Source organism: Saccharopolyspora indica, assembly GCF_027853965.1.
Classification (GTDB): Bacteria; Actinomycetota; Actinomycetes; order Mycobacteriales; family Pseudonocardiaceae; genus Saccharopolyspora; species Saccharopolyspora indica.
The window spans coordinates 223,201-246,665 of sequence record NZ_JAQGLB010000006.1 but is presented as its reverse complement, the minus strand read 5'-3'; the positions used below and the strand labels follow the sequence as shown (position 1 = coordinate 246,665).

At 71.6% G+C, this 23,465-nt stretch carries 21 protein-coding genes; 13 read left to right on the top strand and 8 right to left on the bottom strand.

Annotation, left to right across the window (positions count from 1 at the left end; translation table 11 throughout):
- Positions 1-11: 11 nt before the first annotated feature.
- The 3 genes from OU416_RS16255 to OU416_RS16245 are packed head-to-tail and all read left to right on the top strand — an operon-like array spanning position 12 to position 2,759.
- Positions 12-1,211 (top strand): homogentisate 1,2-dioxygenase, encoded by a 1,200-nt coding sequence (locus OU416_RS16255; RefSeq protein WP_270927803.1) that lies wholly within the window; start codon positions 12-14, stop codon positions 1,209-1,211.
- A 7-nt stretch (positions 1,212-1,218) separates the two neighbouring features.
- Positions 1,219-2,385 (top strand): fumarylacetoacetase, encoded by a 1,167-nt coding sequence (fahA, locus tag OU416_RS16250; protein WP_270927802.1) that lies wholly within the window; start codon positions 1,219-1,221, stop codon positions 2,383-2,385.
- Positions 2,386-2,432: 47 nt separating this feature from the next.
- Positions 2,433-2,759 carry an antibiotic biosynthesis monooxygenase family protein gene (locus tag OU416_RS16245; RefSeq protein ID WP_270927801.1) on the top strand — a complete coding sequence of 109 codons (327 nt, stop codon included), beginning with the start codon at positions 2,433-2,435 and terminating at the stop codon, positions 2,757-2,759.
- On the opposite strand, the gene OU416_RS16240 is transcribed toward OU416_RS16245, so the two are convergent.
- The gene (locus tag OU416_RS16240) at positions 2,738-3,001 is read right to left on the bottom strand and encodes a hypothetical protein (protein ID WP_270927800.1); all 264 of its coding nucleotides are present in this window, start codon (positions 2,999-3,001) and stop codon (positions 2,738-2,740) included. The genes OU416_RS16245 and OU416_RS16240 overlap by 22 nt on opposite strands.
- 107 nt (positions 3,002-3,108) lie before the next feature.
- Between OU416_RS16240 and OU416_RS16235 the strand changes: the two genes are divergently transcribed.
- The 7 genes from OU416_RS16235 (at position 3,109) to OU416_RS16205 (ending at position 10,442) form a co-directional block, all read left to right on the top strand.
- Positions 3,109-3,423: a hypothetical protein gene (locus tag OU416_RS16235; protein ID WP_270927799.1), complete on the top strand. Its 315-nt coding sequence runs from the start codon at positions 3,109-3,111 to the stop codon at positions 3,421-3,423.
- Positions 3,424-3,673: 250 nt separating this feature from the next.
- On the top strand, positions 3,674-4,789 hold the full coding sequence (locus OU416_RS16230) for a sugar ABC transporter substrate-binding protein (RefSeq protein WP_270927798.1): 1,116 nt from the start codon (positions 3,674-3,676) through the stop codon (positions 4,787-4,789).
- A 14-nt stretch (positions 4,790-4,803) separates the two neighbouring features.
- Positions 4,804-5,568: an ATP-binding cassette domain-containing protein gene (locus OU416_RS16225; protein WP_270927797.1), complete on the top strand. Its 765-nt coding sequence runs from the start codon at positions 4,804-4,806 to the stop codon at positions 5,566-5,568.
- Between the two features lie 9 nt (positions 5,569-5,577).
- On the top strand, positions 5,578-6,990 hold the full coding sequence (locus tag OU416_RS16220; RefSeq protein WP_270927796.1) for a sugar ABC transporter permease: 1,413 nt from the start codon (positions 5,578-5,580) through the stop codon (positions 6,988-6,990).
- Between the two features lie 87 nt (positions 6,991-7,077).
- Positions 7,078-8,256 carry an ROK family transcriptional regulator gene (locus OU416_RS16215; RefSeq protein WP_270927795.1) on the top strand — a complete coding sequence of 393 codons (1,179 nt, stop codon included), beginning with the start codon at positions 7,078-7,080 and terminating at the stop codon, positions 8,254-8,256.
- A 240-nt stretch (positions 8,257-8,496) separates the two neighbouring features.
- Positions 8,497-10,179, top strand: coding sequence for a sodium:solute symporter family protein (locus OU416_RS16210; protein WP_270927951.1), 1,683 nt, complete (start codon positions 8,497-8,499; stop codon positions 10,177-10,179).
- A 14-nt stretch (positions 10,180-10,193) separates the two neighbouring features.
- A complete protein-coding gene (locus OU416_RS16205; protein ID WP_270927794.1) occupies positions 10,194-10,442 on the top strand; it encodes a hypothetical protein in 249 nt (82 codons plus the stop codon).
- A gap of 45 nt (positions 10,443-10,487) precedes the next feature.
- Here OU416_RS16205 and OU416_RS16200 read toward each other — a convergent pair whose 3' ends face one another.
- A complete protein-coding gene (locus tag OU416_RS16200) occupies positions 10,488-11,675 on the bottom strand; it encodes a cytochrome P450 (RefSeq protein ID WP_270927793.1) in 1,188 nt (395 codons plus the stop codon).
- A gap of 205 nt (positions 11,676-11,880) precedes the next feature.
- On the opposite strand from OU416_RS16200, the gene OU416_RS16195 reads away from it, so the two are divergent.
- Together OU416_RS16195 and OU416_RS16190 are read left to right on the top strand one after the other, a co-directional pair.
- Entirely contained in the window at positions 11,881-13,308 is a 1,428-nt protein-coding gene (locus OU416_RS16195) for a serine/threonine-protein kinase (protein WP_270927792.1), read from the top strand.
- An 88-nt stretch (positions 13,309-13,396) separates the two neighbouring features.
- Positions 13,397-14,974 carry a FadD3 family acyl-CoA ligase gene (locus OU416_RS16190; RefSeq protein WP_270927791.1) on the top strand — a complete coding sequence of 526 codons (1,578 nt, stop codon included), beginning with the start codon at positions 13,397-13,399 and terminating at the stop codon, positions 14,972-14,974.
- Between the two features lie 4 nt (positions 14,975-14,978).
- On the opposite strand, the gene OU416_RS16185 is transcribed toward OU416_RS16190, so the two are convergent.
- The 5 genes from OU416_RS16185 to OU416_RS16165 all read right to left on the bottom strand — a co-directional run bounded on the left by OU416_RS16185 (position 14,979) and on the right by OU416_RS16165 (position 21,627).
- Positions 14,979-17,516: a polynucleotide kinase-phosphatase gene (locus OU416_RS16185; RefSeq protein WP_270927790.1), complete on the bottom strand. Its 2,538-nt coding sequence runs from the start codon at positions 17,514-17,516 to the stop codon at positions 14,979-14,981.
- Positions 17,513-18,916 carry a 3' terminal RNA ribose 2'-O-methyltransferase Hen1 gene (locus OU416_RS16180; RefSeq protein ID WP_270927789.1) on the bottom strand — a complete coding sequence of 468 codons (1,404 nt, stop codon included), beginning with the start codon at positions 18,914-18,916 and terminating at the stop codon, positions 17,513-17,515. Before OU416_RS16180 ends, OU416_RS16185 begins: the two co-directional genes overlap by 4 nt.
- Before the next feature lie 78 nt (positions 18,917-18,994).
- Positions 18,995-19,648, bottom strand: a complete 654-nt coding sequence (locus tag OU416_RS16175; RefSeq protein ID WP_270927788.1) for a response regulator — start codon at positions 19,646-19,648, stop codon at positions 18,995-18,997.
- Complete coding sequence (locus OU416_RS16170) at positions 19,645-20,748, bottom strand: sensor histidine kinase (RefSeq protein WP_270927787.1); 1,104 nt, start codon at positions 20,746-20,748, stop codon at positions 19,645-19,647. The genes OU416_RS16175 and OU416_RS16170 overlap by 4 nt, the downstream gene beginning before the upstream one ends.
- Before the next feature lie 117 nt (positions 20,749-20,865).
- The gene (locus OU416_RS16165; protein WP_270927786.1) at positions 20,866-21,627 is read right to left on the bottom strand and encodes an enoyl-CoA hydratase/isomerase family protein; all 762 of its coding nucleotides are present in this window, start codon (positions 21,625-21,627) and stop codon (positions 20,866-20,868) included.
- Between the two features lie 289 nt (positions 21,628-21,916).
- Between OU416_RS16165 and OU416_RS16160 the strand changes: the two genes are divergently transcribed.
- Entirely contained in the window at positions 21,917-22,111 is a 195-nt protein-coding gene (locus OU416_RS16160; protein ID WP_093161066.1) for a hypothetical protein, read from the top strand.
- A 5-nt stretch (positions 22,112-22,116) separates the two neighbouring features.
- Here OU416_RS16160 and OU416_RS16155 read toward each other — a convergent pair whose 3' ends face one another.
- Complete coding sequence (locus OU416_RS16155) at positions 22,117-23,418, bottom strand: flavin monoamine oxidase family protein (protein ID WP_270927785.1); 1,302 nt, start codon at positions 23,416-23,418, stop codon at positions 22,117-22,119.
- Between the last annotated feature and the right edge of the window lie 47 nt (positions 23,419-23,465).

Genomic DNA, 23,465 nt, shown 5'->3' with positions numbered 1-23,465 from the left:
GAGACGGGTCGATGGCGTACTACCGGCAGGTCGGCGACGTTCCGCCGAAACGGCACACCCAGCACCGCAGGCCCGACGGCGGCCTCTACTACGAGGAGCTGATGGGGGAGGAGGGCTTCTCCAGCGACTCCTCCCTGCTGTACCACCGCAACCTGCCGTCGGCGCTGGTCGATTCCACCGTCTGGGAGCTGCCGGACCTGGAGACCGAGCCCAACCACCCGCTGCGCCCGCGGCACCTGAAGCTGCACGAGCTCTTCGGCGGCCAGGAGTGGCAGCAGCACGACGTGGTCACCGGGCGGCGGCTGGTCCTGGGCAACGCCGACGTGCGGATCTCCTACGCCGTCGCGGGCGCCGTCTCCCCGCTGTACCGCAACGGCATCGGCGACGAGTGCGTCTACGTCGAGTCCGGTGCGGGCGTGGTCGAGACGGTGTTCGGCGCGCTGCCCTTCCAGCAGGGCGACTACGTGATCCTGCCGCGCGCGACCACGCACCGCTGGGTGCCGCAGGGCGAGGAGCCGGTGCGCGCGTACTGCATCGAGGCCAATTCGCACATCACCCCGCCGCGCCGCTACCTGTCGAAGTTCGGCCAGCTGCTGGAGCACTCGCCCTACTGCGAGCGGGATCTGCGCGGACCCGCCGAACCGCTGCTGGGCGCGGGCAGCGACGTGGAGGTGCTGGTCAAGCACCGGGGCAGCCGCGGCATCGTGGGCACCCGGTTCGTCTACCCCGAGCACCCCTTCGACGTGGTCGGCTGGGACGGCTGCCTGTACCCCTACGCGTTCAACGTCGCGGATTTCGAGCCGATCACCGGGCGGGTGCACCAGCCGCCGCCGGTGCACCAGGTCTTCGAGGGCCAGAACTTCGTGATCTGCAACTTCGTGCCGCGCAAGGTCGACTACCACCCGCTGTCCATCCCGGTGCCCTACTACCACTCCAATGTGGACTCCGACGAGGTGATGTTCTACTGCGGCGGGGACTACGAGGCGCGCAAGGGCTCCGGCATCGGGCAGGGCTCGATCTCGCTGCACCCCGGCGGCCACTCGCACGGCCCGCAGCCGGGTGCCTACGAGCGCAGCATCGGCGTGGAGTTCTTCGACGAGCTGGCGGTCATGGTCGACACCTTCCGCCCGCTGGAGCTGGGCGAAGGCGGCCGCGCCGCCGAGGATCCCGGTTACGCCTGGACCTGGGCGGGGCGGGGGCCGCGGGGGTGAGCATCTCGTGATCGACGTTCCGGACGGCTCGCTGTTCGGGCTCGCCAACCTGCCCTACGGCGTCTTCTCCGCTCCCGGGAGCGCACCGCGGGTCGGGGTCCGGGTGGGCGACTCCGTCGTGGACCTGGCGGCAGCGCTGGGTGACGAGGTGTTCGCGCGGCCGGCGCTGAACGCCTTCATGGCCCAGGGCCACGACCGGTGGGTGCGGGTGCGGCAGCAGATCACCGAGCTGGTCTCGGGCGACGTCCCGGGCGGTGCGGTGCACCCGGTGTCCGAGGTGCGCATGCACCTGCCGTTCGAGGTCGCCGACTACGTCGACTTCTACGCCTCCGAGCACCACGCGACCAACCTCGGACGGCTGTTCCGCCCGGACTCCGAACCGCTGCTGCCGAACTGGAAGCACCTGCCGGTCGGCTACCACGGGCGCGCTGGAACGGTGGTGGTGTCGGGCACCGACGTCGTCCGCCCCAGCGGGCAGCGCAAGGCACCGGGCGAGGACGCGCCGTCCTTCGGCCCGTGCCGCCGCCTGGACGTCGAGGCCGAGCTCGGGTTCGTCGTCGGCACCGGGTCCGAACTGGGCACCGCGGTGCCGATCGCGGAGTTCGCCACCAGGGTGTTCGGCGCGGTGCTGGTCAACGACTGGTCGGCCCGCGACATCCAGGCCTGGGAGTACGTGCCGCTGGGCCCGTTCCTGGGCAAGAGCTTCGCCACCTCGGTCTCGCCGTGGGTGGTCCCGCTGCTCGCGCTGGAGCAGGCGCGGGTGGCGACCCCGGCGCAGATCCCCGAACCGCTGCCCTACCTCGAGGAACCGGAGCCGTGGGGCTTGGACGTCGACTTCGCGGTGTTCTGGAACGGTCACGAGGTCTCCCGCCCGCCGTACCGCGAGATGTACTGGTCACCGGCCCAGATGCTGGCGCACCTGACGGTCAACGGCGCCGCCAGCCGCACCGGCGACCTCTACGCCTCGGGCACCGTCTCCGGCCCGGAGGAGCACCAGCGCGGTGCGTTCATCGAACTCACCTGGGGCGGCGCGCAACCGGTGCGCATCGGCGGCGAGGAGCGCACCTTCCTCGAAGACGGCGACGAGGTCACCATCACCGCCACCGCCCCCGGTGCCGACGGCAGCCGGATCGGCTTCGGCGAGGTGACCGGCCGCGTCCTGCCCGCGACCTGACGGAAATTCGCTCGAAGTGCGGCGGTCGGCGGTCGTAGGCTCGACCGGTGACCTTCACCCGACCCGAGCCGCCGTACTACGCGGTCATCATCAGCAGCGCCCTGACCGACGACCTGGACGGCTACGACGCGATGTCCGAGCGCATGGCCGAACTCGGTGCGCGCCAGCCCGGGTACCTGGGGCGGGAGTCGCAGACCGGACCGGACGGCCGGGAACTGCTCGTCATCTACTACACCGACGCGGAATCGATCGCGGCCTGGAAGCAGGACGCCGAGCACCTCGAAGCGCAGCGGCTCGGCAAGGAGCGCTGGTACGCCGACTACCGCATCGAGGTCGCCAGGGTCGAGCGTGTTTACGGCTTCGAACGCGCCTGATCCCCGGTCGAGAGCTCCAGCCCGGCGGGTGGCTCCTCGGGCAGCCCCACGCGGAAGAGGTGGATCTCGTTCTCGACGATGGCCGCCAGCCAAGCGCCGTCGGGAGACCAGGCGAGGGCCTGGGCGCTGAACCCGTCCTGCGAGAGGTCTTTCGACGGGCGTCGCATGACGAGCTCCCGGTCGGCCACCCGGTAGATGTCGGGCGTGCACCTCCACTCGTCGTTCCAGTCCTCCGCGGCCACGGCCAGGTATGCGCCGTCCGGGCTCGCGGCCAGTGCGCCGAGCCAGTCACGGTGATGGTGTCCAGGATCGTGCCGGTAGCGGGCTCGACGACGTACACCTTCGAGTCGTGGGCGACGAACATCCGGGTTTCATCCGCGCTGAACGCCACGTCCATGACCATGCCGGAGCGCTCGTCGCCGAGCCGCACCGTGCGATCGGGCGAGGACTGCCCGGAGACGAAGTCCACCCGGCCGTCGCCGAGCTCGACGCGGAAGGCGCCGGTTCGGGAGCGCACGCGGCCCGGCTGCACGGGGAGGTCGGTGCCGGTGTCCGCGTCGAGGTCGTAGGCCCGCGGGCGGACCTCGTCATCCTCGTCCTCCTTGAGCGTGATCACGTGCTGCCCCGGTACCCACATGATCTCCCGCCCGGCCGCTGCCGGTGAGGTGTGGAGCCGCTCGGACCAAATCACCCGTGTCGTAGACGACCAGTTCGCCGTCCTCGCTGGTGGCGGCGAGAAGGCGGCCGTCGTCGGAGAAGGTGGACATCACTACGTGGGAGTAGTCGGCAACGGCGGAACCCGCAGATCTCGGCGCTGTACCGATCAGGTCAACTTCTGGGTGCCGGGTGTTGTGGCATAAGTTGTCAGCCGCAACGTTTCAGGTGACTTGAGTTCGGAGTGGGAAGGCTGCTCGATGCGGAGAACGCCCGCGGTGCTGACCGCCGTGGCCTGCTGCCTCGGGCTGCTGCTGGCGGCCTGCGGGAACAACGCGCCGCCGCCGTCCGCGCCGGGCGCACCCGTCGCTGCTGGTGCGCCGCGGGTCGGCGTGATCCTGCCCGATACCGCGACTTCCGCGCGGTGGGCCCACTCCGACGAGCCGCTGCTGCGGGAGGCGCTGCGCGAGCGCGGACTGGTGCCGATCGTGCAGAACGCGCAGGGCGATGCGCAGAAGTTCACCCAGATCGCCGACAGCATGCTCAGCAGGCGGGTCCAGGTGCTGATCATCGCCGCACCCAGCGGCGACGTCGGCGCGACCGTGCAGCAGCGGGCCCAGCGGCTGGGCGTGCCGGTGATCGACTACGACCGGCTCAACGCCGGGGGCAGCGCGGACTACTACGTCAGCTTCGACCACGAAGCTGTTGGAGCGCTCCAGGCCGGTGCTCTCTCGGACGCGCTGCGCGGGCGGCCCGGGGCGCAGGTGATCGAGATCGGCGGGGCGGGCACCGACCACAACGCCGCACTGGTGCACCGCGGCCAGTCCGAGCAGCTCGGCCCCCGCTACGACTCGGGCGAGCTGCGGCTGGTGAGCAGCAGGTTCGTCGAGGGCTGGGACAACCAGGCCGGTGGCCGCGTCTTCGAGCAGCTGCTGACCGCCAACGGCGGCCGGGTGGACGGCGTCCTGGCGGCCAACGACGGCCTGGCCGCCTCGGTGATCACCGTGCTGCAGAAGTACGGCCTGGCCGGAACGGTGCCGGTCACCGGCCAGGACATGACCGTCGACGGCCTGCGCGCGATCCTGCAGGGCTACCAGGCGGCCACGGTGTTCAAACCGATCCACCAGGAGGCCGCGGTCACCGCGGAACTGGCCGCCGCGCTGGTCCGGCACGACCGCGCGGCGGCGGATTCGCTCGCCGGGCACCGCGTTCGCGACCCGGCGACCGGGCGCGAGGTCAAGTCCGCGCTGCTGGCGCCGCGGCTGATCACGCGGGACGACATCAAGTCGGTGCTCGGCCCCGGCCGCATCCGGGCCGAGGAGATCTGCCGCGGCGAGCTGGCCGGGACGTGCCGGCAGCTGGGCATCACGAGCTGAGAGGAGCGCAGGGGATGCACGAACCGATCCTGGCCCTGCGCGGGGTCGACAAGAGCTTCGGCGCCGTCCGCGCGCTGCGCGGCGTGGACCTCACCGTCCGCGCAGGCGAGGTCACCGCGCTCATCGGCGACAACGGCGCCGGGAAGTCCACAGTGGTCAAGTGCGTCGCGGGCCTGCACCGCATCGACGGCGGCGAGGTGCGCTTCGCCGGCCGTCCGGTGCAGATCCGGCACCCGCGCGACGCCGTCGAGCTCGGCATCGAAACCGTCCACCAGGACCTCGCGCTGTGCGACGACCTCGACGTCGTGCAGAACATGTTCCTCGGCCGCGAGCGCGGACCGCGCGCGCTGCTCGACGAGACCGGGATGGAACTGGCCGCCAGGGACACGCTGCGCTCCCTGTCGGTGCGCACCGTCGGGTCGGTGCGCGCGAAGGCCGGCTCGCTGTCCGGCGGTCAGCGGCAGGCGGTGGCCATCGCGCGCGCCGTGCTGTGGAACAGCCGGGTCGTCGTGCTGGACGAACCCACCGCCGCGCTCGGCGTCGCGCAGACCCGCCAGGTGCTCGACCTGATCCGCCGGCTGGCCGAGCAGGGCCTCGGCGTGGTGCTGATCAGCCACAACATGTCCGACGTGTTCGAGGTCGCCGACCGCGTCGCGGTCCTGCACCTGGGCCGGATGGCCGCCGAACTGCCCGCGGGCGACCTGACCCACCGCCAGGTGGTCGAGCTGATGACCGCCGGGCGTTCCGGTGAGCTCGGCCTGGCGCGGCCGGCGGTCTGAGGAGCGACGATGACCGAACGCGTGTCGACCCCGGTGGCGGACTTCGGCATCGACACCACCTCGCGCGGCACCGGTGAGGCGGTGCGCGACTACGCGGGCAAGCTCCGCCGGGGCGAGCTCGGCGCACTGCCCGCGCTGGTCGTGCTGGTGGCGCTGCTGGTGCTGTTCACCGCGCTGTCGGAGGACTTCCTCACCCTCAACAACCTGGCCAACCTGCTCCAGCAGGGCGCCGGGCAGACCATCATCGCGATGGGCCTGGTGTACGTCCTGCTGCTCGGCGAGATCGACCTGTCCGCGGGCACCGCCTCCGGCGTGGCGGCATCGCTGCTCGCCCTGCACTTCCAGCACGACGGGAACCTGCTCGGGGCGATGGGCACGGCGGTGTTCGCCGCCTTCGCGCTGGCCCTGGCCGGTGCGGCGCTGCTCGCGCTGCTGCTGCGGATCTGGCTCGGCGCGGCGCTTTCCGCGCTGGCGCTGGTGCTGCTGGTGGGCGGGTTCGGGGCGAACCCGTGGCTGGAGATGCTGCTCGCGATCAGCACCGGCGCGGCGATCGGGTGCGTGACCGGTTTCGCGGTGTCGAAGGTGCGGATCCCGTCGTTCATCGTCACCCTCGGCTTGTTCATCACCTGGTCCGGCGTGGTGCTGCAGCTGGTCGGGCCAGGCGGCACGATCTCCGTCCGGCAGAGCCCGGAGCTGTTCGCCGTCGCCAACGGCAGCCTCGGCCCGGCGGCCAGCTGGGCGCTGTTCGGCATCGCCGGAACCGGCTACGCGGCCGTCGTCGGCCACCGGCACCTGGTCCGGCTGCGCCAGGGCCTGGTCGCCCAGCCGACCGCGCTGGTCGTCGCGAAGGTCCTGGCGGTGCTGGGATGCGGCGGACTGGCCACCGCCCTGCTGGTGCTGGACCGCTCACCGCACCCGGAACTGGCCTCCATCCGCGGCGTGCCGCTGGTCGTGCCGATCATCCTGGTCCTGCTGGTCGCCGGCACCCACGTGCTGGACCGCACCCGCTACGGCAGGCACCTGCGCGCGATCGGCGGCAACCGCGACGCCGCGCACCGGGCGGGCGTGGACGTGGCCCGGGTCCGGATGACCGCGTTCGTGATCTGCTCCGCGGCCGCTGCCGTCGGGGCGATCGTCTACACCTCCAAGACCGGTTCGGTCGACGGCAGCGCGGGCGGCGGGAACCTGGTGCTGTTCGCGGTGGGCGCGGCGGTGATCGGCGGTACCTCGCTGTTCGGGGGCAAGGGGCGACCGGCGGACGCGGTGCTCGGCGGAGCGGTGCTGGCCACCGTCCAGAACGGGCTGAACCTGCTCGGTTTCCAGGCCGCACCGGTCAACATCATCACCGGCCTGGTGCTGGTCGCCGCCGCTGGTGCCGACGCGCTGTCACGACGTCGTTCGGCAGCCGCGCCCGAGCGCTGAACGGGGCACGCACCGCATCGCCGAGCGGCGGTTGTGCTAGAGCTTTTCCCGGACGGTGACCCAGAACAGGCGGAGGACGCAGCCCAGGTGAGTACGACGCCAACCGCGGGAGCGCGGCCCGATGAGGTGCGCCAGCACAACCGGGCCGTGCTGCTGCGCCGGCTGCACATCAGCGGTCCGTGCACCAGGGCCGCGCTGGCCGCCGAGATGGGTCTCAACCGCAGCACCATCAAGGCGCTGGTCGACGAGCTGGTCGGCGACGGTCTGGTGGTCGAGCGGCTGCCCGCCCAGCGCAGCGGCGCGGGACGGCCGTCGCTGCTGGTGCTGCCGCAGCCGCACGCCGCGGTGGCGCTGGCCGTGGACGTGCGGGTCGAGCAGGTGTCGATGGCGCTGATCGGGCTCGGCGGGGAGATCCTCAACCGGTGCAGCTGGAGCCTGCGCCCGGAAACCCGCACGCCCGGCGAGGTCTTCACCCGCATCGTGGACAGCAGCGCGGTGCTCGTCGAGGAGGCCGGTGTCGCGATCGCCGCGGTCGGGGTCTCGGCGCCCGGCGTGGTGCGGCGCGCGGACGGCATGGTGCGCGAGGCCCCGAACCTGCACTGGAGCGACGTGCCGCTGGGGCAGTGGTTGTCCGAGGCGCTGGGCGGCAGGCGGGTGGAGGTCGGCAACGACGCCGAGCTCGGCGTGCTCGCCGAACACCTGCGGGGCGCGGCTCGCGGCGCGACGGACGCGGTCTTCGTCAGCGCCGGTGTCGGGGTCGGAGGTGGCGTGATCTCCGACGGCCTGCCGCTGCGCGGAAGCGGCGGCTACGTCGGCGAGCTCGGGCACATGGTGGTGCGGCCCGGTGGTCTCGAGTGCTACTGCGGGAGCCGGGGCTGCTGGGAGACCGAGGTGGGGGAGCGGGCGCTGAGCCGGGCGCTGGAGCTGCCGGAGGGCGCGGCGCGCGGCGTGATCGTCGCCGAACTGCACGCGCTGGCGCAGGAACCGGACGAGGTGCTGAAGCGGCTGGGCGAGTTCGCCGAGTGGCTGACCATCGGGTTGTGCAACGTGGTGAACCTTCTGAGCCCGCAGCTCGTGGTTCTGGGTGACCTCTTCACCGCGCTGCCGCGCACGCTGCTCGACCACGTCGGCGGGCTGCTCGCGGAGCGCAGCCTGGTCAGCCGCGCGATGGGCGGCACCAAGCTCGTCACCTCCTCGCTGGGCGGCGACGGCAAGCTGCTGGGCGCGGCCGAGCTGGCCTTCGAGCAGGTGCTCGCCAGCCGCTGATCCGTTCGGCGGAATGTCGTTGCACCGCACGTGAAAACGTTGCATTGCGATGCGGTCACGGCGGGGTTGATTGATCGATTCAGCAAGCTTCTCGGAGCTGTTCGGCGGTGGTATGTTGCCGCGGACAACATATTGCGCACGGTGCTGGTCGGGGGCCGGGTCCGGGCCTCCGGGCGCAGTGCCGTCATCGCGCTGGAAAGAGGGACCACTGTGGACGCTCAGGGATGGGCGGGCGCGTCGGTGCTGGCCCAGGGTCGGCTGTTGGACGCGAATGCCGTTGATTATGTGTTGTTGGCGTTGTACTTCGTGTTTGTGCTGGGTATTGGTTATGTGGCGCGGCGTGCGGTGTCGACGAGTCTGGATTTTTTCTTGTCGGGTCGGGCGTTGCCTGCGTGGGTGACGGGGTTGGCGTTCATCTCGGCTAATCTGGGTGCGATCGAGATCATTGGTATGTCGGCCAATGGTGCGCAGTACGGTATGCCGACGATGCATTATTTCTGGGTTGGTGCGGTGCCTGCCATGCTGTTTTTGGGTGTGGTGATGATGCCGTTCTACTACGGGTCGAAGGTTCGTAGTGTTCCGGAGTTCATGTTGCGGCGGTTCGGTCGTGCGGCGCATTTGGTGAATGGTGTGTCGTTCGCGGTGGCGCAGGTGTTGATCGCGGGGGTGAACCTGTTCTTGCTGGCCAGCATCGTGAATGCGTTGCTGGGGTGGCCGTTGTGGGTGTCGGTGTTGTGCGCGGCGGCGATCGTGTTGTCCTACACGGCGTTGGGCGGGTTGTCGGCGGCGATCTACAACGAGGTGTTGCAGTTCTTCGTGATCGTGGCGGCGTTGTTGCCGTTGACGATCGTGGGGTTGGTGAAGGTCGGTGGGGTTCAGGGGTTGGTGGACAAGATCTCGGCGGGGCCGGGTGGTGCGGAGCAGCTGTCGGCGTGGCCGGGTACGGAGTTGACGGGGTTCGCCGATCCGGTGTGGAGCGTGGTGGGGTTGGTGTTCGGGCTGGGGTTCGTGCTGTCGTTCGGGTATTGGACGACGAATTTCGTCGAGGTGCAGCGGGCGATGGCTTCGAAGAGCATGTCGGCGGCGCAGCGGACGCCGATCATCGGGGCGTTTCCGAAGATGTTCATCCCGTTCATCGTGATCATTCCGGGGATGATCGCGGCGGTGGTGATTCCGGAGCTGGGCGCGTACAAGCAGGCGGGTGCGCCGGAGGGTGCGGGGGTCAGCTACAACGATGCGATCTTGTTGTTGATGCGGGATCTGCTGCCGAACGGGATTCTGGGGATCGCGCTGGCGGGGTTGCTGGCGTCGTTCATGGCGGGGATGGCGGCGAACCTGTCGTCGTTCAACACGGTGTTCACCTACGACATCTGGCAGTCCTACGTGGTGCGGGACCGGGATGACCGGTATTACCTGAACATGGGGCGGTGGGTGACCGTCGGGGCGACGGTGGCGGCGGTCGGGACGGCGTTCATCGCGTCGGGTTATGCGAACCTGATGGATTATCTGCAGCAGTTGTTCTCGTTCTTCAACGCGCCGTTGTTCGCGACGTTCATCCTGGGGATGTTCTGGAAGCGGATGACTCCGCACGCCGGGTGGGCGGGTCTGGTTGTGGGCACGGTGTCGGCGGTGGTGGTGTTCGCGATGGCCGAGACCGGGGTGCTGGACCTGCCGGGTCAGGGCGCGAGTTTCGTGGGCGCGGGTGTGGCGTTCGTGGTCGACATCGTCGTGAGCGTGGTGGTCAGCCTGGTGACGCGGCCGAAGCCGGAGGCCGAGCTGGCGGGTCTGGTGTATTCGCTGACGCCGCGGTCGGCGCGGCAGGCGGCCACCAGCGGTGAGGACGCCGGCTGGTACCGGCGGCCCGGACTGCTGGCCGGTATCGCCCTGGTCCTGGTCATCGCCCTCAACATCATCTTCGCCTGACCGAGGAAGCGACAATGGTGAAAAACAAGCCCACTGCGGGCGCTTTCGACATCCGAACGGTGATCGCGCTGCTGTTCGCCATCTACGGCGCGGTGCTCGTCGTCGTCGGTGCGACCTCCAGCGCGGAAGCGGTGGAGAAGTCCGCCGGGGTCAACATCAACCTGTGGGCGGGCGTCGGGATGCTCGTCTTCGCCGCGGCGTTCGTCGCCTGGGCCCGGCTGCGCCCCATCGCGGTCCCGGACGACGAGACTCCAGAGTCCTGACGCGGTCGAGGGGCACCCGCACCGGGTGCCCCTCGGCCCAGTTGCTCACTGGAGTTCGACGACCATGTCGCGGAGCTCGTAGCCGCCGATCGCCTCGTTCATGGAGACCCGCGGCGGCGTCCGCATCCCGACCCCGGGCAGCGCGAACAGCTTGCTGAGGAAGACGTCGGTCTCCAGGATCGCGACGTTCGAGCCCGGGCACTTGTGCGCGCCGTCCCCGAAGGACATCCCCGGGGCGGTGGCGTCGGTGAGCGGGCGCGCGGGGCACACGGCCAGCGGCTGCTCGCCGACCGCGCGCTGATCGGTGTTGGTGGCGCTGACCTGGACGTCGATCACCTCGCCGGCCGGGACGGTGACCGTCTCGCCGTCCTCGCCGGGCAGCTCGACGGGCGCGGTGGCGCGCCGCTTGAGGTGCCCGACCACCGGTTCCAGCCGCAGCAGTTCGTGCAGGATCGCGATCCGCTCGGGCTCCTCGGCGGCCTGGTAGCGCTCGCGCAGCGCGTCATCGGTGAACAGGTGCCAGGCCGAGAGGTTGATGAACTCCCGCGTGGTGATCATGCCCGCGGCGGCGAAGGTGATGCACTCGCCGAGGATCTCCGCCGCCGAGCAGCCCTCGTCGAGCAGGTGCGAGATCAGGTCGTCGCGCCGCTGCGCGCGCCGCGCGCGCACCGCCGGGCGGACGTCGTTGAGGAAGATGCTCGACCAGTTCCGGGCCTGCCGCCACACCCAGTACAGGCCGTTGATGCTGGTGAAACCCGGTTCGCCGAACTCCTCCGGGAAGAACCGCTCCAACCGCTGGGCCAGGCCGGGGCGGCTCTCGGTCAGCCCGATCACCGCGCACGCCACGTCGATGGACAGGGCGAAGCTCAGCTCCGACAGCCGCGCGTGGCCCTGGTGGCGGAGCTTGTCCAGCTGCTCGTCGCTGACCCGCTCCATGATGCCCCGGTAGGCCTCGTCGACCCGGCGCGGCGTGAAGTACTTGGCGGTCTGCCGCCGGTGCTCGCGGTGCTCGGGTCCGTCCCGGTAGAGCACCGGGCGGCGGATCTTGCCGGGCATCTTCTCGACGGTCTCCACGCCGAGACCCGCCTGGACGGTGTCGGTGCTGCGCAGCGCGGCGCGCGCGGCGGCGTGGCCGCGGACCAGCCAGACCCCGTCGGCGCCCCGGCTGACCGGGCAGCCGCCCAGCTCCTCGCCGCGATCGATCTTGCGTGCGTCCGTCGTGTCGGTCGACATCGGGGACTCGTCCTTTCCGCAGCCGGGGCCTCACAGCATGATCCACTTCTTCTAGCAGGCCCGGTGCGGCGAATGAAGCGGGGGCGGTGGTTTCGTAGTGGAATGTTCACCGTCGGTGGCCGGATCGCCCGGACTTCGGGGCGTTCCGCGGGCCGTACGTCGCCCAATAGGATGACCCGGACGTCGGTCAGAGGAGTTGCGCACCGTGAAGTGGCAGTTCGGCCCGTACCGCGTGGAGGGATTGATCGCGCGGGGTGGCATGGGAGAGATCCTGCGCGCCTACGACACCCGTCACGACCGCGTGGTCGCCCTCAAGCTGCTGGCGGCGAACCTCGCAGCCGACGAGGAGTTCCGCGACCGGTTCAAGCAGGAGGCGCACGCGGCGGGCCGGCTGCGCGAGCCGCACGTCATCCCGATCCACGCCTACGGCGAGATCGACGGCCGCCTCTACCTGGACATGCGGCTGGTGGAGGGCAGCGACGTCGGCTCGCTGCTGGCGGCCAACGGTCCCATGCGCCCGGCCGACGCGGTGATCGTCCTGGAGCAGATCGCGCAGGCGCTGGACGCCGCGCACGCCGAAGGCCTGGTGCACCGCGACGTCAAGCCGTCCAACATCCTGGTCGGCGAGAACGGCTTCGCCTACCTCGTCGACTTCGGCATCGCCGCGTCGCTGCGGGCCTCGGCGAGCCTGACCTCCACCGGTTACACCGTGGGCACCCTGGCCTACATGGCCCCGGAGCGCTTCGACGACGGCCCGGTGGACCACCGGGTGGACGTGTACTCGCTGGCCTGCGTGCTCTACCAGTGCCTGACCGGGGGCAAGCCGTTCGAGGGCGAGACGGCGGCCTCGCTGATCAACGCGCACCTCAACCACCAGCCGCCGCTGCCCACGGCCGCCCGCGGGGACATCCCGCGCGAGTTCGACCACATCGTCGCCCGCGGCATGGCGAAGAACCCGGCCGACCGCTACGCCAGCGCCGGCGAGCTGGCCCGGGCCGCCCGCCAGGCGCTGACCAGCGTGACCGCGATGCCCGCCGCGTTCGTGATGCCGCCCGCGGCACCGAGCCGCCGGGCCCGCTGGCCGTACGTCGCCGCGGGGGTGGGGGCGTTGGTCGTGGTGGCGGGCGCGGTCGCCTTCGCCACCACGATGCGCACCGAACCGGGCCGGGCCGTCCCGGTCGAGGCCCCGACGTCGCTGAGCGGGACGGGCGAGACGACCGCGCCGCCCACCGAGGCCCCGCCGTCCGAGCTCCCGCCGGTGGATCAACCGGTGTTCGAGGAGACCGAGCCGGGCGGGGACCCGGAGACCAAGCCCGCCGAGCCGAAGCAGACCAAGTGGTGCCAGTCGATCCGCTACCAGGGCGAGGTGCGCGGCACCGGCTGCTTCGAGGCGATCGGTGACCACGTCTTCGCGCACGACTCCAACAAGGACGGCATGTGGATCAAGACGGTCGCCGAGACCGACTACGGCCGGGTGGTGGAGTGCAAGGACACCAACTCCAAGGGTGATCCGGTCGACTGCAACTTCGACCTGAGCGAGAAGGGCCGGGTGCGCTTCAAGGTCGAGCTCTGGGACGCCAAGGTCAAGCTCAGCGATACCGCCTGGTCCGACTACGTCCCGATCGGCCAGTAGGGCGTTCGGCGCGGAAATCGGCCGCCGCCTCTGGCCAAGCAAGCGCTCGGGAGGTTAGCTTACCAAGCACTTGCTTGGAGGTGGTCCCGTGCCCGGCAGCGAGCCGTTCACCATTCCCGCGGCGGTCGCCGTTGCCGCGCAGCGCTTCCCGGATTCGACCGCGGTGTTCGACGGGCCGGTCCGGCTCGACTTCGCGCACCTGCTGGAACGGGTGCGGACCGTGGCGCGTGCGCTCATCGCCGAAGGCATCCGGCCCGGCGACCGGGTCGCGCTGTGCTCGCCCAACACCCACCACTGGGTGCTGGCCGCGCTCGGCGCGCAGTACGCGGGCGCAACGCTGGTACCGGTCAACACCCGGTTCACCGGAGCCGAGAGCCTCGAGGTGATCCGCCGCTCGCGGGCCCGGGCACTGGTGATCACCGGGGAGTTCCTGGGCACCGACCGGCTGGCGCAGATCCGCGCCGCCAACGGCGGACCGGTCGACCAGCTGCGCACCACCATCCGCATCCCGGTCGAAGGCGAGCTGGAGCCGGTGCCGGGCACCCGCCGCTGGAGCGACCTCGACGAGCTGGCGGCCGCGGTGCCGCCGGAGCGGGCCGATGAGACGGCGGCCGCGGTCACGCCCGACGACGTCAGCGACATCCTGTTCACCTCGGGCACGACCGGGCGGAGCAAGGGCGCGATGAGCGCGCACCGCCAGGCGCTCGGCGTCGCGCGGACCTGGGTCGAGCACGGCGTGCTGACCAGCGATGACCGCTACCTGGTGATCAACCCGTTCTTCCACAGCTTCGGGTACAAGGCCGGGATCCTGGCCTGCCTGCTCAGCGGCGCGGCGCTGCTGCCGCAACCGACCTTCGACGTCGCCGAGGTGCTCCGGCGCGTCGAGTCCGACCGGATCACGGTGCTGCCCGGGCCGCCGACCATCTACCAGTCGATGCTCGACCACGCCGACCGCGGCAACCACGACCTGTCGAGCCTGCGACTGGCGGTGACCGGTGCGGCCACCGTCCCGGTGGTGCTGGTGGAGCGGATGCAGCGGGAGCTGAGCTTCGACACCGTGCTCACCGCCTACGGGCTGACCGAGGCGGTCGTGGCGACGATGTGCCGGCCGGAGGACGACGACGAGACCGTGGCCCGCACCTGCGGGCGCGCCGCGGCCGGCCTCGAGATCCGGATCGCCGGCCCGGACGGCACCGCGAAACCCGCCGGTGAGGCGGGGGAGGTCCAGGTGCGCGGGGACAACATCATGCTGGGCTACCTCGACGACGAAGCGGCCACCGAGCAGGCCATCGGCCCCGGCGGCTGGCTGCGCACCGGCGACGTCGGAACGCTGGACGAGCGCGGCTACCTGACCATCACCGACCGCCTCAAGGACATGTACATCTGCGGCGGCTTCAACGTCTACCCGGCCGAGATCGAGCAGGTGCTGGCCCGGCTGGAGGGCGTCGTGGAGGTCGCCGTGGTGGGCGTGCCCGACGAACGCCTCGGCGAGGTCGGCAAGGCGTTCGTCGTCGGCAGCGCGGAACTGTCCGCCGAGCAGGTCCTGGCGCACTGCCGGGACCGCCTGGCCAACTACAAGCGGCCGCGGCAGGTCGAGTTCCGCACCGACCTGCCGCGCAACCCCTCCGGCAAGATCCTCAAACGCCTGCTGCGCGACCTGCGCTGAGCCGCTACAACCGCGGATCCACCGGCTCGGATTCCAGGGCCAGCACCGCGAAGACGCACTCGTGCACCCGCCACAGCGGTTCACCGCGGGCCAGCCGCTCCAGCGCTTCCAGCCCGAGGGCGTACTCGCGGCTCGCCAAGCCGCGCTTGCGGCCCAGGCCCCGCTGCCGCAGCCGGTCGAGGTTGGCCCGCTCGGTGTAGTCGGGGCCGTAGATGATCCGCAGGTACTCCCGCCCGCGCACCTTCACACCCGGCTGCACGAGACCGCGCTTGCCCCTGGTGAGGTTGCCCGCCGGTTTGACGACCACGCCCTCACCCCCGGTTCCGGTCAGCTCCTCCCACCAGGCGGTGCCTGCGGCGGTGGAGGCCGGATCGGTGGTGTCCACCGCGAAGCGGCGGGTCGTGGCGAACAGCTCCGGGTCGGCCTGCACCAGCCGGTCGGCCAGCGCGAGGTGCCAGCCGTGCTCGCGGTCGTGGTAGGTCCGGCCCTCGGTGGCCAGCAGCTGGAACGGCGCCAGCCGCACACCGCGCAAGCCCTCGGTGGGCCAGCAGTAGCGGCGGTAGGCGTCCCGGTAGGCGCTGGCGTTGTCCGCCCGGGCGCTGGTCTTCGCCAGCAGGGCCGACACGTCGACACCTCGCTCGGTCGCAGCGGTCAGCGCATCGAGCGCGGGCGGCAGCGCCGCTTCGGCAGCGGCCCCGACCGCGGCGTACTGCTCGGTGATCAGCGCACCGGCCTTGGCGCTCCACGGCATCAGCTCGGCGTCCAGCAGCAGCCAGTCGCTCTCCAGCTCGTCCCACAGCCCGGCCGAGGTCACCGCTGCGCGCACTCCGGCGAGCAGCTGCGACTCCTGCTCGGCGGCGAAGAACGGCCGCCCGGTCCGGGTGTGCACCGCTCCGGGCCCCTCGATGCCGAACCGCCCCGCCGAATCGTCCCGGCGGACCAGGACGACCGCGCGGGAGCCCATGTGCTTCTCCTCGCACAGCACCTCCTGCACCCCGGCCGCGCGGTAGCCGGCGAACGCCTCCTCCGGGTGCTCCAGCACATCGGGCCGCTTCGAGGTGGCGACCGGCGACATCGTCGGCGGCAGGTACAGCAGCCACCGCGGGTCGATCGCGAACCGGCTCATCACCTCCAGCGCCGCGGCCGCGCGCTCGGGCTGGATCGCGATCCGCCCGTGGTGCCGGGTTTCCACGCTCCGCCGCCCGGCGACGTCGTCGAGGTCGAGCACACCCGGATCGCGCCGCGGCACCCGCGGCTCGGCGGAAGGCAGGAACGGGCGCGTCGGCTCGTACCAGACCTGCTGCGCGGGCACCGACACCACCTCCCGCTCCGGGTAGCGCAGCGCGGTCAGCTTGCCGCCGAACACGCAGCCGGTGTCCAGGCACATCGTGCCGTTGATCCACTCCGCTTCGGGGGTCGGCGTGTGGCCGTAGAGCACCATCGCCCGGCCCCGGTACTCCTCGGCCCACGGGAGGCGCACCGGCAGCCCGAACTCGTCGGTCTCCCCGGTGGTCTCGCCGTAGAGCGCGAAACCGCGCACGGTGGCCGACGCCCGGCGGTGGAAGCGCTCGGGCAGCCCGGCGTGGGCGACCACGAGCTTGCCGCCGTCGAGCACGTAGTGCGCGACCAGCCCGCCGCAGAACTCCTCGACCTGCTTGCGGAACTCCGCCGGTTCGGCCGACAGCTGCGCCAGCGACTCGGCGAGCCCGTGCGCGACCTTGACGTTGCGCCCGCGCAGCGCGCGCGTCAGCTTGTCGTCGTGGTTGCCGCACACCACCAGCGCGGTGCCCGCCGCCACCATGCCCATGACCAGCCGCAGCACACCGGGAGTGTCCGGGCCGCGGTCGACCAGGTCACCGACGAACACCGCACGCCTGCCCTCCGGGTGGCGCGCACCGATCGCCCGCTGCTCGGCGTCGCGCTCGACGGCGTAGCCCAGCTCGCCGAGCAGCTGCTCCAGCTCGGCCCGGCAACCGTGCACGTCACCGATCACGTCGAACGGCCCGGTCTCGGCGCGCTTGTCGTTGAGCAGCGGCTCCACCTCGATGCCGGCGGCCGCCACCTCCTCGACGCTGCGCAGCACGTGCACCCGCCGGAAACCCTCGCGCTGCAGCGTTTTCAGCGAACCCCGCAGATCGGCCCGGTGCTTGCGCACCACTCCTGGCCCGAAGTCGCGGTCGGGGCGTTCGGCGTTGCGCGCCCGGCACACCGACTCGGGCAGGTCGAGCACGATCGCCACCGGCAGCACGTGGTGCTTCCTGGCCAGCCCGACCAGGGAGGACCGCGCGCTGCGCTGCACGTTCGTCGCGTCGATCACGGTCAGCCGGCCGGCTTCCAGCCGCTTGCCCGCGACGTAGTGCAGCGCGTCGAAGGCCGCGGCGCTGGCCGACTGGTCGTTCTCGTCGTCGGCCACCAGGCCGCGGAAGAAGTCGCTGGAGAGCACCTGGGTCGGTGCGAAGTGGGTGCGGGCGAACGTCGACTTGCCCGAGCCGGAGGCGCCGATCAGCACCACCAGCGACATGTCCGGGATGGACAGTCTCATGCCGGCACCTCCGCCCTGGTGAACACGGCCAGCTGCGTCGGCGCACCGACCTGCGGGTCCACCGGTCCGACCGGCAGGTGCTCGACGGAGCAGCCGTGCCGCCCGGCGACCGCGCCCGCCCACTCCTGGAACTGCGCCCGGGTCCACTCGAAGCGGTGGTCGGGGTGCCGGAACCGTCCGGCGGGCAGGTTGGCGAATCGCACGTTGTACTCCACGTTCGGGGTGGTCACCACGACGGTGCGCGGCCGGGCGGCGGCGAACACCGCGTGCTCCAGCGCCGCCAGCCTGCTCGGGTCGACGTGCTCGACGACCTCCATCAGCACCGCGGCGTCGTAACCGGCGAGCTCGGCATCGACGTAGGTCAGCGCGGACTGCCGCAGCACGAGCCGCTCGCGCTGGCGCTCGGGGAGCCGTTCGAACCGCCGCTCCGCCATTTCCAGGGCTCGCGCCGAGACGTCCACGCCGACGATCTCGGTGAACGAGGACTCCTTCACCAGATCGCTCAGCAGCGCTCCGCTACCGCAACCCAGGTCCAGCACGCGCCGCGCGCCGCTGGCTTTGAGCACCGCGAGCACGCTGCCGCGCCGCTGCACGGCCAGCGGCACATCGGCCTCGGGGGCTTCGGAGACCACGGGTTCGGCCAGCGCGTTGTCCAGTTCGCCCTCGGCGTCGCCGGTTTCGGCGAGCTGTGCCAGCGCGGAGCGGACGTAGGTCCTGCGGTGCGCGAGGTAGCGGCGGCTGATCAGCTCCCGCTCCGGGTGCTCGGCCAGCCAGCCGTCGCCGGCGCGCAGCAGCTTGTCCACCTCGTCGCCGGTGACCCAGTAGTGCTTGGCGTCGTCGAGCACCGGGATCAGCACGTACAGGTGCTTGAGCGCATCGGAGAGCCGCAGGTCCCCGGACAGCCGCAGGTCGACGTACCGCGAGTCGCCCGCGTCCGGCAGCTGCGGGTCCAGCGGGACCGGCGTGGCCTCCACCCGCCAGCCCAGCGGCTCGAACAACCGGGCCACCAGCTCGGCCCCGCCGCGGCAGGGCAGCGCGGGAATCCGGATCCGCAGCGGGATCGCGGTGGCGGCCAGCTCCGGCCGCGCATCGCAGCGACCGTTCAGCGCCGTCCGGAACACCGAGCCCAGCGCCACCGCGAGCAGCGAGCCCGCCGCGTAGGGCCGGTCGTTGACGTACTGGCCCAGCGCGAAGGAATCGTTGTGCTTGCCGCGCACCAAACCGACCGGGTCGACGTCCAGCAGCAGCGCGGCGGTGCACTCCTCCGGCCCGGCGACCGGGTAGAAGACGTGCGCCGTCCCGCCGGCGACGGGGAACTCCTGCGCCTTGCCCGGATGCTTGTGCAGCAGGTGGCCCAGATCGGTCGCAGGCTCGTGCGTGGTGGAGACGGTGACGAACACAGTCCTATTCTGACCGATTTGCCCGCACGGGCGAAGCGGTTTTCGCGAGGCCGGAACCGAACAGTCCTATGAGGACGCTCAGTCGGCGAGGCCGGACTGGTAGGCGAACACGACGAGCTGCGCCCGGTCCCGCGCGCCGAGCTTGATCATCGCGCGGCTCACGTGCGTGCGGGCGGTGGCCGGGCTGACCACCAGCCGCTCGGCGATCTCCTCGTTGTTGAGCCCCTCGGCGACCAGCCCGAGCACTTCCCGCTCGCGCTCGGTCAGCGTGTGCAGCTGGGGGTGCGGGCGGCGGGTGCGCGGCTGCATCGAGACGAACTCGCGGACCAGCTGGCGCGTGGCCGACGGCGCGAGCAGCGCATCGCCGGCGGCGACCAGCCGGATCGCGCGCAGCAGGTCGACCGGCTTGGTGTCCTTGAGCAGGAAGCCGCTGGCCCCGGCCCGCAGCGCGCTGAAGACGTACTCGTCGATCTCGAAGGTGGTCAGCACGATCACCCTGGTCGCGGCGAGCTCGGGATCGGCGGTGATGCGCCGGGTGGCTTCGAGGCCGTCGACCCCGGCCATCCGCACGTCCATCAGGACCACGTCCGGCCGGTGCTCGCGCGCCGCGGCCACCGCGGCCAGCCCGTCGGCGGCCTCCCCGGCGCAGGTCAGGTCGTCCTCGCTGTCGATCAGGGTGCGCAACCCGATGCGCACCAGGTCCTGGTCGTCGACGATCAGCACGGAGATCATCCGGTTCCTCCGGTGGGCAGGCGGGCGTGGACGGTGAACCTGCGGTCCGCGGCGGGACCGGCGGTGAACTCACCGCCCAGCGATGCGACCCGCTGCCGCATGCCGGGCAACCCGAGTCCACCACCACCGCCGACGGGACCGGACAGCGGGTTGGCAACGGTCAGCACCACGGCGTCCTCGGTGTACTCGACGGTCACCTCGGCGCGCATGTCGCTGCTGTGGCGCAGCACGTTGGTCAGCGATTCCTGCAGGATCCGGTAGGCGGTCAGATCGACCACCGGTGGCAGCTGCCGGGCCTGCCCGGCGGTGCTCAGCTCGACGGCCACCCCGGCCTCGCGCATGCGCTGCAGCAGGTCCTCCAGCCGTGCCAGACCCGGCGCCTGCGCATCCGACCGGCGCACCACGGCCAGCGTCGCGCGCAGCTCGTCGAGCGCATCGCTGCTGGTCCGGCTGATCGCCTCCAGCGCCACCTCGGCCTGCTCAGGCTTCTTCGCCAGCACGTGCAGCGCGACATCGGCCTGCATCTTGATCGCGGCCAGCCCGTGGCCGACGACGTCGTGCACCTCCTGCGCGATGCGCAACCGCTCGTCGTCGACCCGCTGGCGCAGCTGCTCGGCCCGGTCCCGCGCCACCGCCTCGCGCTGCACGCGCACGACGCTGCCGATGGCGAACGGCACGGCCACCCACGCCGAGGCCGGAATCACCCCGAGCAGGCTCGGCAGCCCGGTACCGGTGGTGAAGACGTGCACCAGCAGCACCGCGAGCGCGCCCAGCGCGACCGGCACCGAGGTCGACGGCGGCCGGTGCCGGGCCAGCGAGTAGACCGCCACCACGAGCGACAGCATGATCGGGCCGTAGGTGTAGCCCAGCACCAGGTAGGTCGAGGTCAGCAGCGCGACCGCACCGGCGGTGATCACGGGCTGCCTGCGGCGCAGCACCAGGCTCAGACCCGCGGCGGCCACCAAGGCCAGCCCGAGCGCGTCCAGCGGCCGGATCGCGGTGTCCGACCACCGGTTCACGATGGTGGTGCCCACCAGCCCGACCAGCGTGATCACCACGGCGAGTGCCGCATCCGCGCTCCACGATCGCAATGCCCGCATGCGCTGGATTCTCGCCGATCCGGCCCCGCGCGGAGTCGGCCCGGAAGCGCACATCCGCCTACTCCCCTCGACGTAGCCGCCGGTCCGCGACCAAGGTACCGCTGTCCGATGTGGACCTCAGTGGTGCGGGAAGTCCGGTTGGCGGCGTTCGAGGAAGGCGGCGATTCCCTCGGCGCTCTCACCGGCTTCGGCCGACCGCTGCCGCCACTGCCCGGCCCGCTCGTCGAGGGGCAGTCCGCGCTGGGCGAGGTCGACGAGCTCCTTCGACGCGCGGACCGTGAGCTGGGAGCGCGAGGCGATGGTCGCCGCCAGCTCGCCCACCCGCGTCCGCGGGTCCTCGACGACCTCGTCCACCAAGCGCATCCGCAGCGCGTGCGCGGCGTCGAAGAAGTCCGCCGAGAACAGCAGCAGCTTGGCCGCCGACGGGCCGACGAGCTCGGTGAGGCGGGCGATGCTCGACGGCGGGTAGACGATGCCGAGCTTGGCCGGGGTGATGCCGAAGGTCGCCGAAGCCGCCGAGACGCGGATGTCGCAGGCCGCGGCGAGCTGGCAGCCACCACCGATGCACAACCCGTTGACCAGCGCGATGGTGGGCAGCGGGAAGTCGACCAGGGCGCGTTCGGCGGCCACCGTCGGGTTCTCCGCCGCACCCTCGATGGCGTGCAGCTCGGAGATGTCCGCCCCGGCGCTGAACGCCCCGCCGGCACCGGTCAGCACCACGACGCGCGCCGCGGGATCGTCGGCGACCGCGGCCAGCAACTCCGGGACCTGCCGCCACATGCTCGCGGTCATGGCGTTGCGGCGGTCCGGGTTGTCGATCGTGATCCACGCGGTGTGCCCGACGACGTCCAGGTCCAGCCTGCCCTTGGCATTGCTCATCGACTGATCGCTCTGTTGCTCGTGGGCACGCGGGTGCCGGCGTGCCGGATGAGGTCCGGCGCCCATCCTCGCCGAAGCACCCGGTTCTGATCGAGACGATGTGCTCGACCCGACCCCGCTCACCGGATTCGCGCGGGATGACCGTCCGGTGGTCACCGAGCGCAGTGCGGTCGTCGCGCTCGGTGCGGTATCGGGCCTGATCCGGGCGTATTCAGCCACCCGATCGTGCAAACCCGGCCCGGAGTGGCGAGGATCAGGGGTGAGCCGATGCGGAAGGACAGGAGCGGACATGGACGAGGTGACCAACCGTCGCCTGGCGGAGGTGCGTTCGTTGGCCGAGGAACTCAACCCCGGGGACATCGAGGCCGAGATCGGCCGCGCGCGGATCGAGGCGTACCAGGCGGGCATGCGGTTCGCCGCCGACTACGTCGAGCACGGACCGGCTCGCTCGGAACGCCCCGACATCCCGCTCCCACGGGTGTGAGCAGCTCAGCCTCCCGCGCCGCGCAGAGCGCTCCGCGCGGCGCGGGAGGCCCGCAACCCGCTTTCGATCGCGCCGTCGATGAAGCCCGCCCAGCCGGTGGCGACGTCCGAACCGGCGAAGCGCACCGCGCCGTGCGGTTCCTGCAGAGCGGCCAGGTGCGCGGTCAGCTGGCCGGGCCGCTGCATCGGCCAGGTCTCGCGGGAGAACGCATCGGACATCCAGTCGTGACCGGCGACGCCGAGCACCTCCAGGTCCTCGCGCCAGGCCCGCAGCGCGCGGGCCACCCCCTCGACGTCGTCGGGCGCCAGATCCGCGGCGCGGGTGCCGAAGGCGACCAGCAGGGTGTCGCCGTCCACTGTGTACTCGGTGTGCACGAAGGTCAGATCGTGGTCGTCGGGCGCGTAGCCGGTGAACGGGGTGATCTCGCCGCGCACCCGGATCCAGGTCTTCAACCCCTGCGAGGCGGTGCGCTCGGCGTTGGCGGCCAGCTTGGCCGCCGGTAGCGCGGGCCGGAAGTCGATGGTGTCCAGCACGTTGAGCGGCAGCGTGCAGATCACCTGCCGGGCGGTCAACCGCGAGCCGTCGGCCGTCGTGACGGTCGCGCCGCCAGCGTCCTGCGCGACGCTCGTGACCACCGAGCCGAGCCGGAGCTCGGCGTCGCTGTCGGCGGCGATCGCCCCGGCCAGCGCCGCGGTGCCGTCGGTGAGCCGGTGGCCCGAGGTGGCCTGGTGCAGCAGCTGCCAGTTCCCGGAGGCGACCGCGCACCAGCGCATGGCCTGGGTCAGCCCGGAGACCGCCGCCGGGCCGTTGAAGTGCTCGGCCCACACGCCGGTGGTCACCTCCCGCTCGGCCGGGGTCAGGTCGAGCCCGGCGAAGTAGTCGGCGACCGAGAGGTGGTCGATCCGGTCCAGGTCGGCCCGGTGCAGGGGCTCGTGGGGGAGCGGGAACCAGCTGCGGCTGTCGGCTGCCAGCCGGTCCATGGCGGGGGAGATCAGGGCGTTGAACTCCGCCGGGCTGGTCTCGTGCGCGCGGCCGTCGGCGATCCAGCGGATGGTCCGCGCGACCGGGCTCGCCTCGACCCGCAGGTCGTAGCGGGTGATCTCGCTCCAGACGTGCGGTTGCAGCCAGTGCACCCAGGTGCCGCCCATCTCCAGGCGGCGCCCCAGGCGCTCGTCGGTCCAGGTCCGCCCGCCGATGCGGTCCCGGGCTTCGAGCACCACCACCGCGTGCCCGCGCAGCGCCAATTCGCGGGCCGCGACGAGCCCGGCGAATCCGGCACCGATGACGACGACGTCGTAGGAGTCCATGCGCAGCTCCCCGCATCCCGATGGGTTCGTAGCGCATTGTGTCGGGC

Excerpts from the sequence above, each read along its gene's own strand:
- OU416_RS16255 (WP_270927803.1), top strand. The coding sequence starts at position 12 with ATGGCGTACTACCGGCAGGTCGGCGACGTTCCGCCGAAACGGCACACC.
- OU416_RS16230 (WP_270927798.1), top strand. The coding sequence starts at position 3,674 with ATGCGGAGAACGCCCGCGGTGCTGACCGCCGTGGCCTGCTGCCTCGGG.
- OU416_RS16225 (WP_270927797.1), top strand. The coding sequence starts at position 4,804 with ATGCACGAACCGATCCTGGCCCTGCGCGGGGTCGACAAGAGCTTCGGC.
- OU416_RS16220 (WP_270927796.1), top strand. The coding sequence starts at position 5,578 with ATGACCGAACGCGTGTCGACCCCGGTGGCGGACTTCGGCATCGACACC.
- OU416_RS16205 (WP_270927794.1), top strand. The coding sequence starts at position 10,194 with ATGGTGAAAAACAAGCCCACTGCGGGCGCTTTCGACATCCGAACGGTG.
- OU416_RS16200 (WP_270927793.1), bottom strand. The coding sequence starts at position 11,675 with ATGTCGACCGACACGACGGACGCACGCAAGATCGATCGCGGCGAGGAG.
- OU416_RS16185 (WP_270927790.1), bottom strand. The coding sequence starts at position 17,516 with ATGAGACTGTCCATCCCGGACATGTCGCTGGTGGTGCTGATCGGCGCC.
- OU416_RS16175 (WP_270927788.1), bottom strand. The coding sequence starts at position 19,648 with ATGATCTCCGTGCTGATCGTCGACGACCAGGACCTGGTGCGCATCGGG.
- OU416_RS16170 (WP_270927787.1), bottom strand. The coding sequence starts at position 20,748 with ATGCGGGCATTGCGATCGTGGAGCGCGGATGCGGCACTCGCCGTGGTG.
- OU416_RS16165 (WP_270927786.1), bottom strand. The coding sequence starts at position 21,627 with ATGAGCAATGCCAAGGGCAGGCTGGACCTGGACGTCGTCGGGCACACC.
- OU416_RS16160 (WP_093161066.1), top strand. The coding sequence starts at position 21,917 with ATGGACGAGGTGACCAACCGTCGCCTGGCGGAGGTGCGTTCGTTGGCC.
- OU416_RS16155 (WP_270927785.1), bottom strand. The coding sequence starts at position 23,418 with ATGGACTCCTACGACGTCGTCGTCATCGGTGCCGGATTCGCCGGGCTC.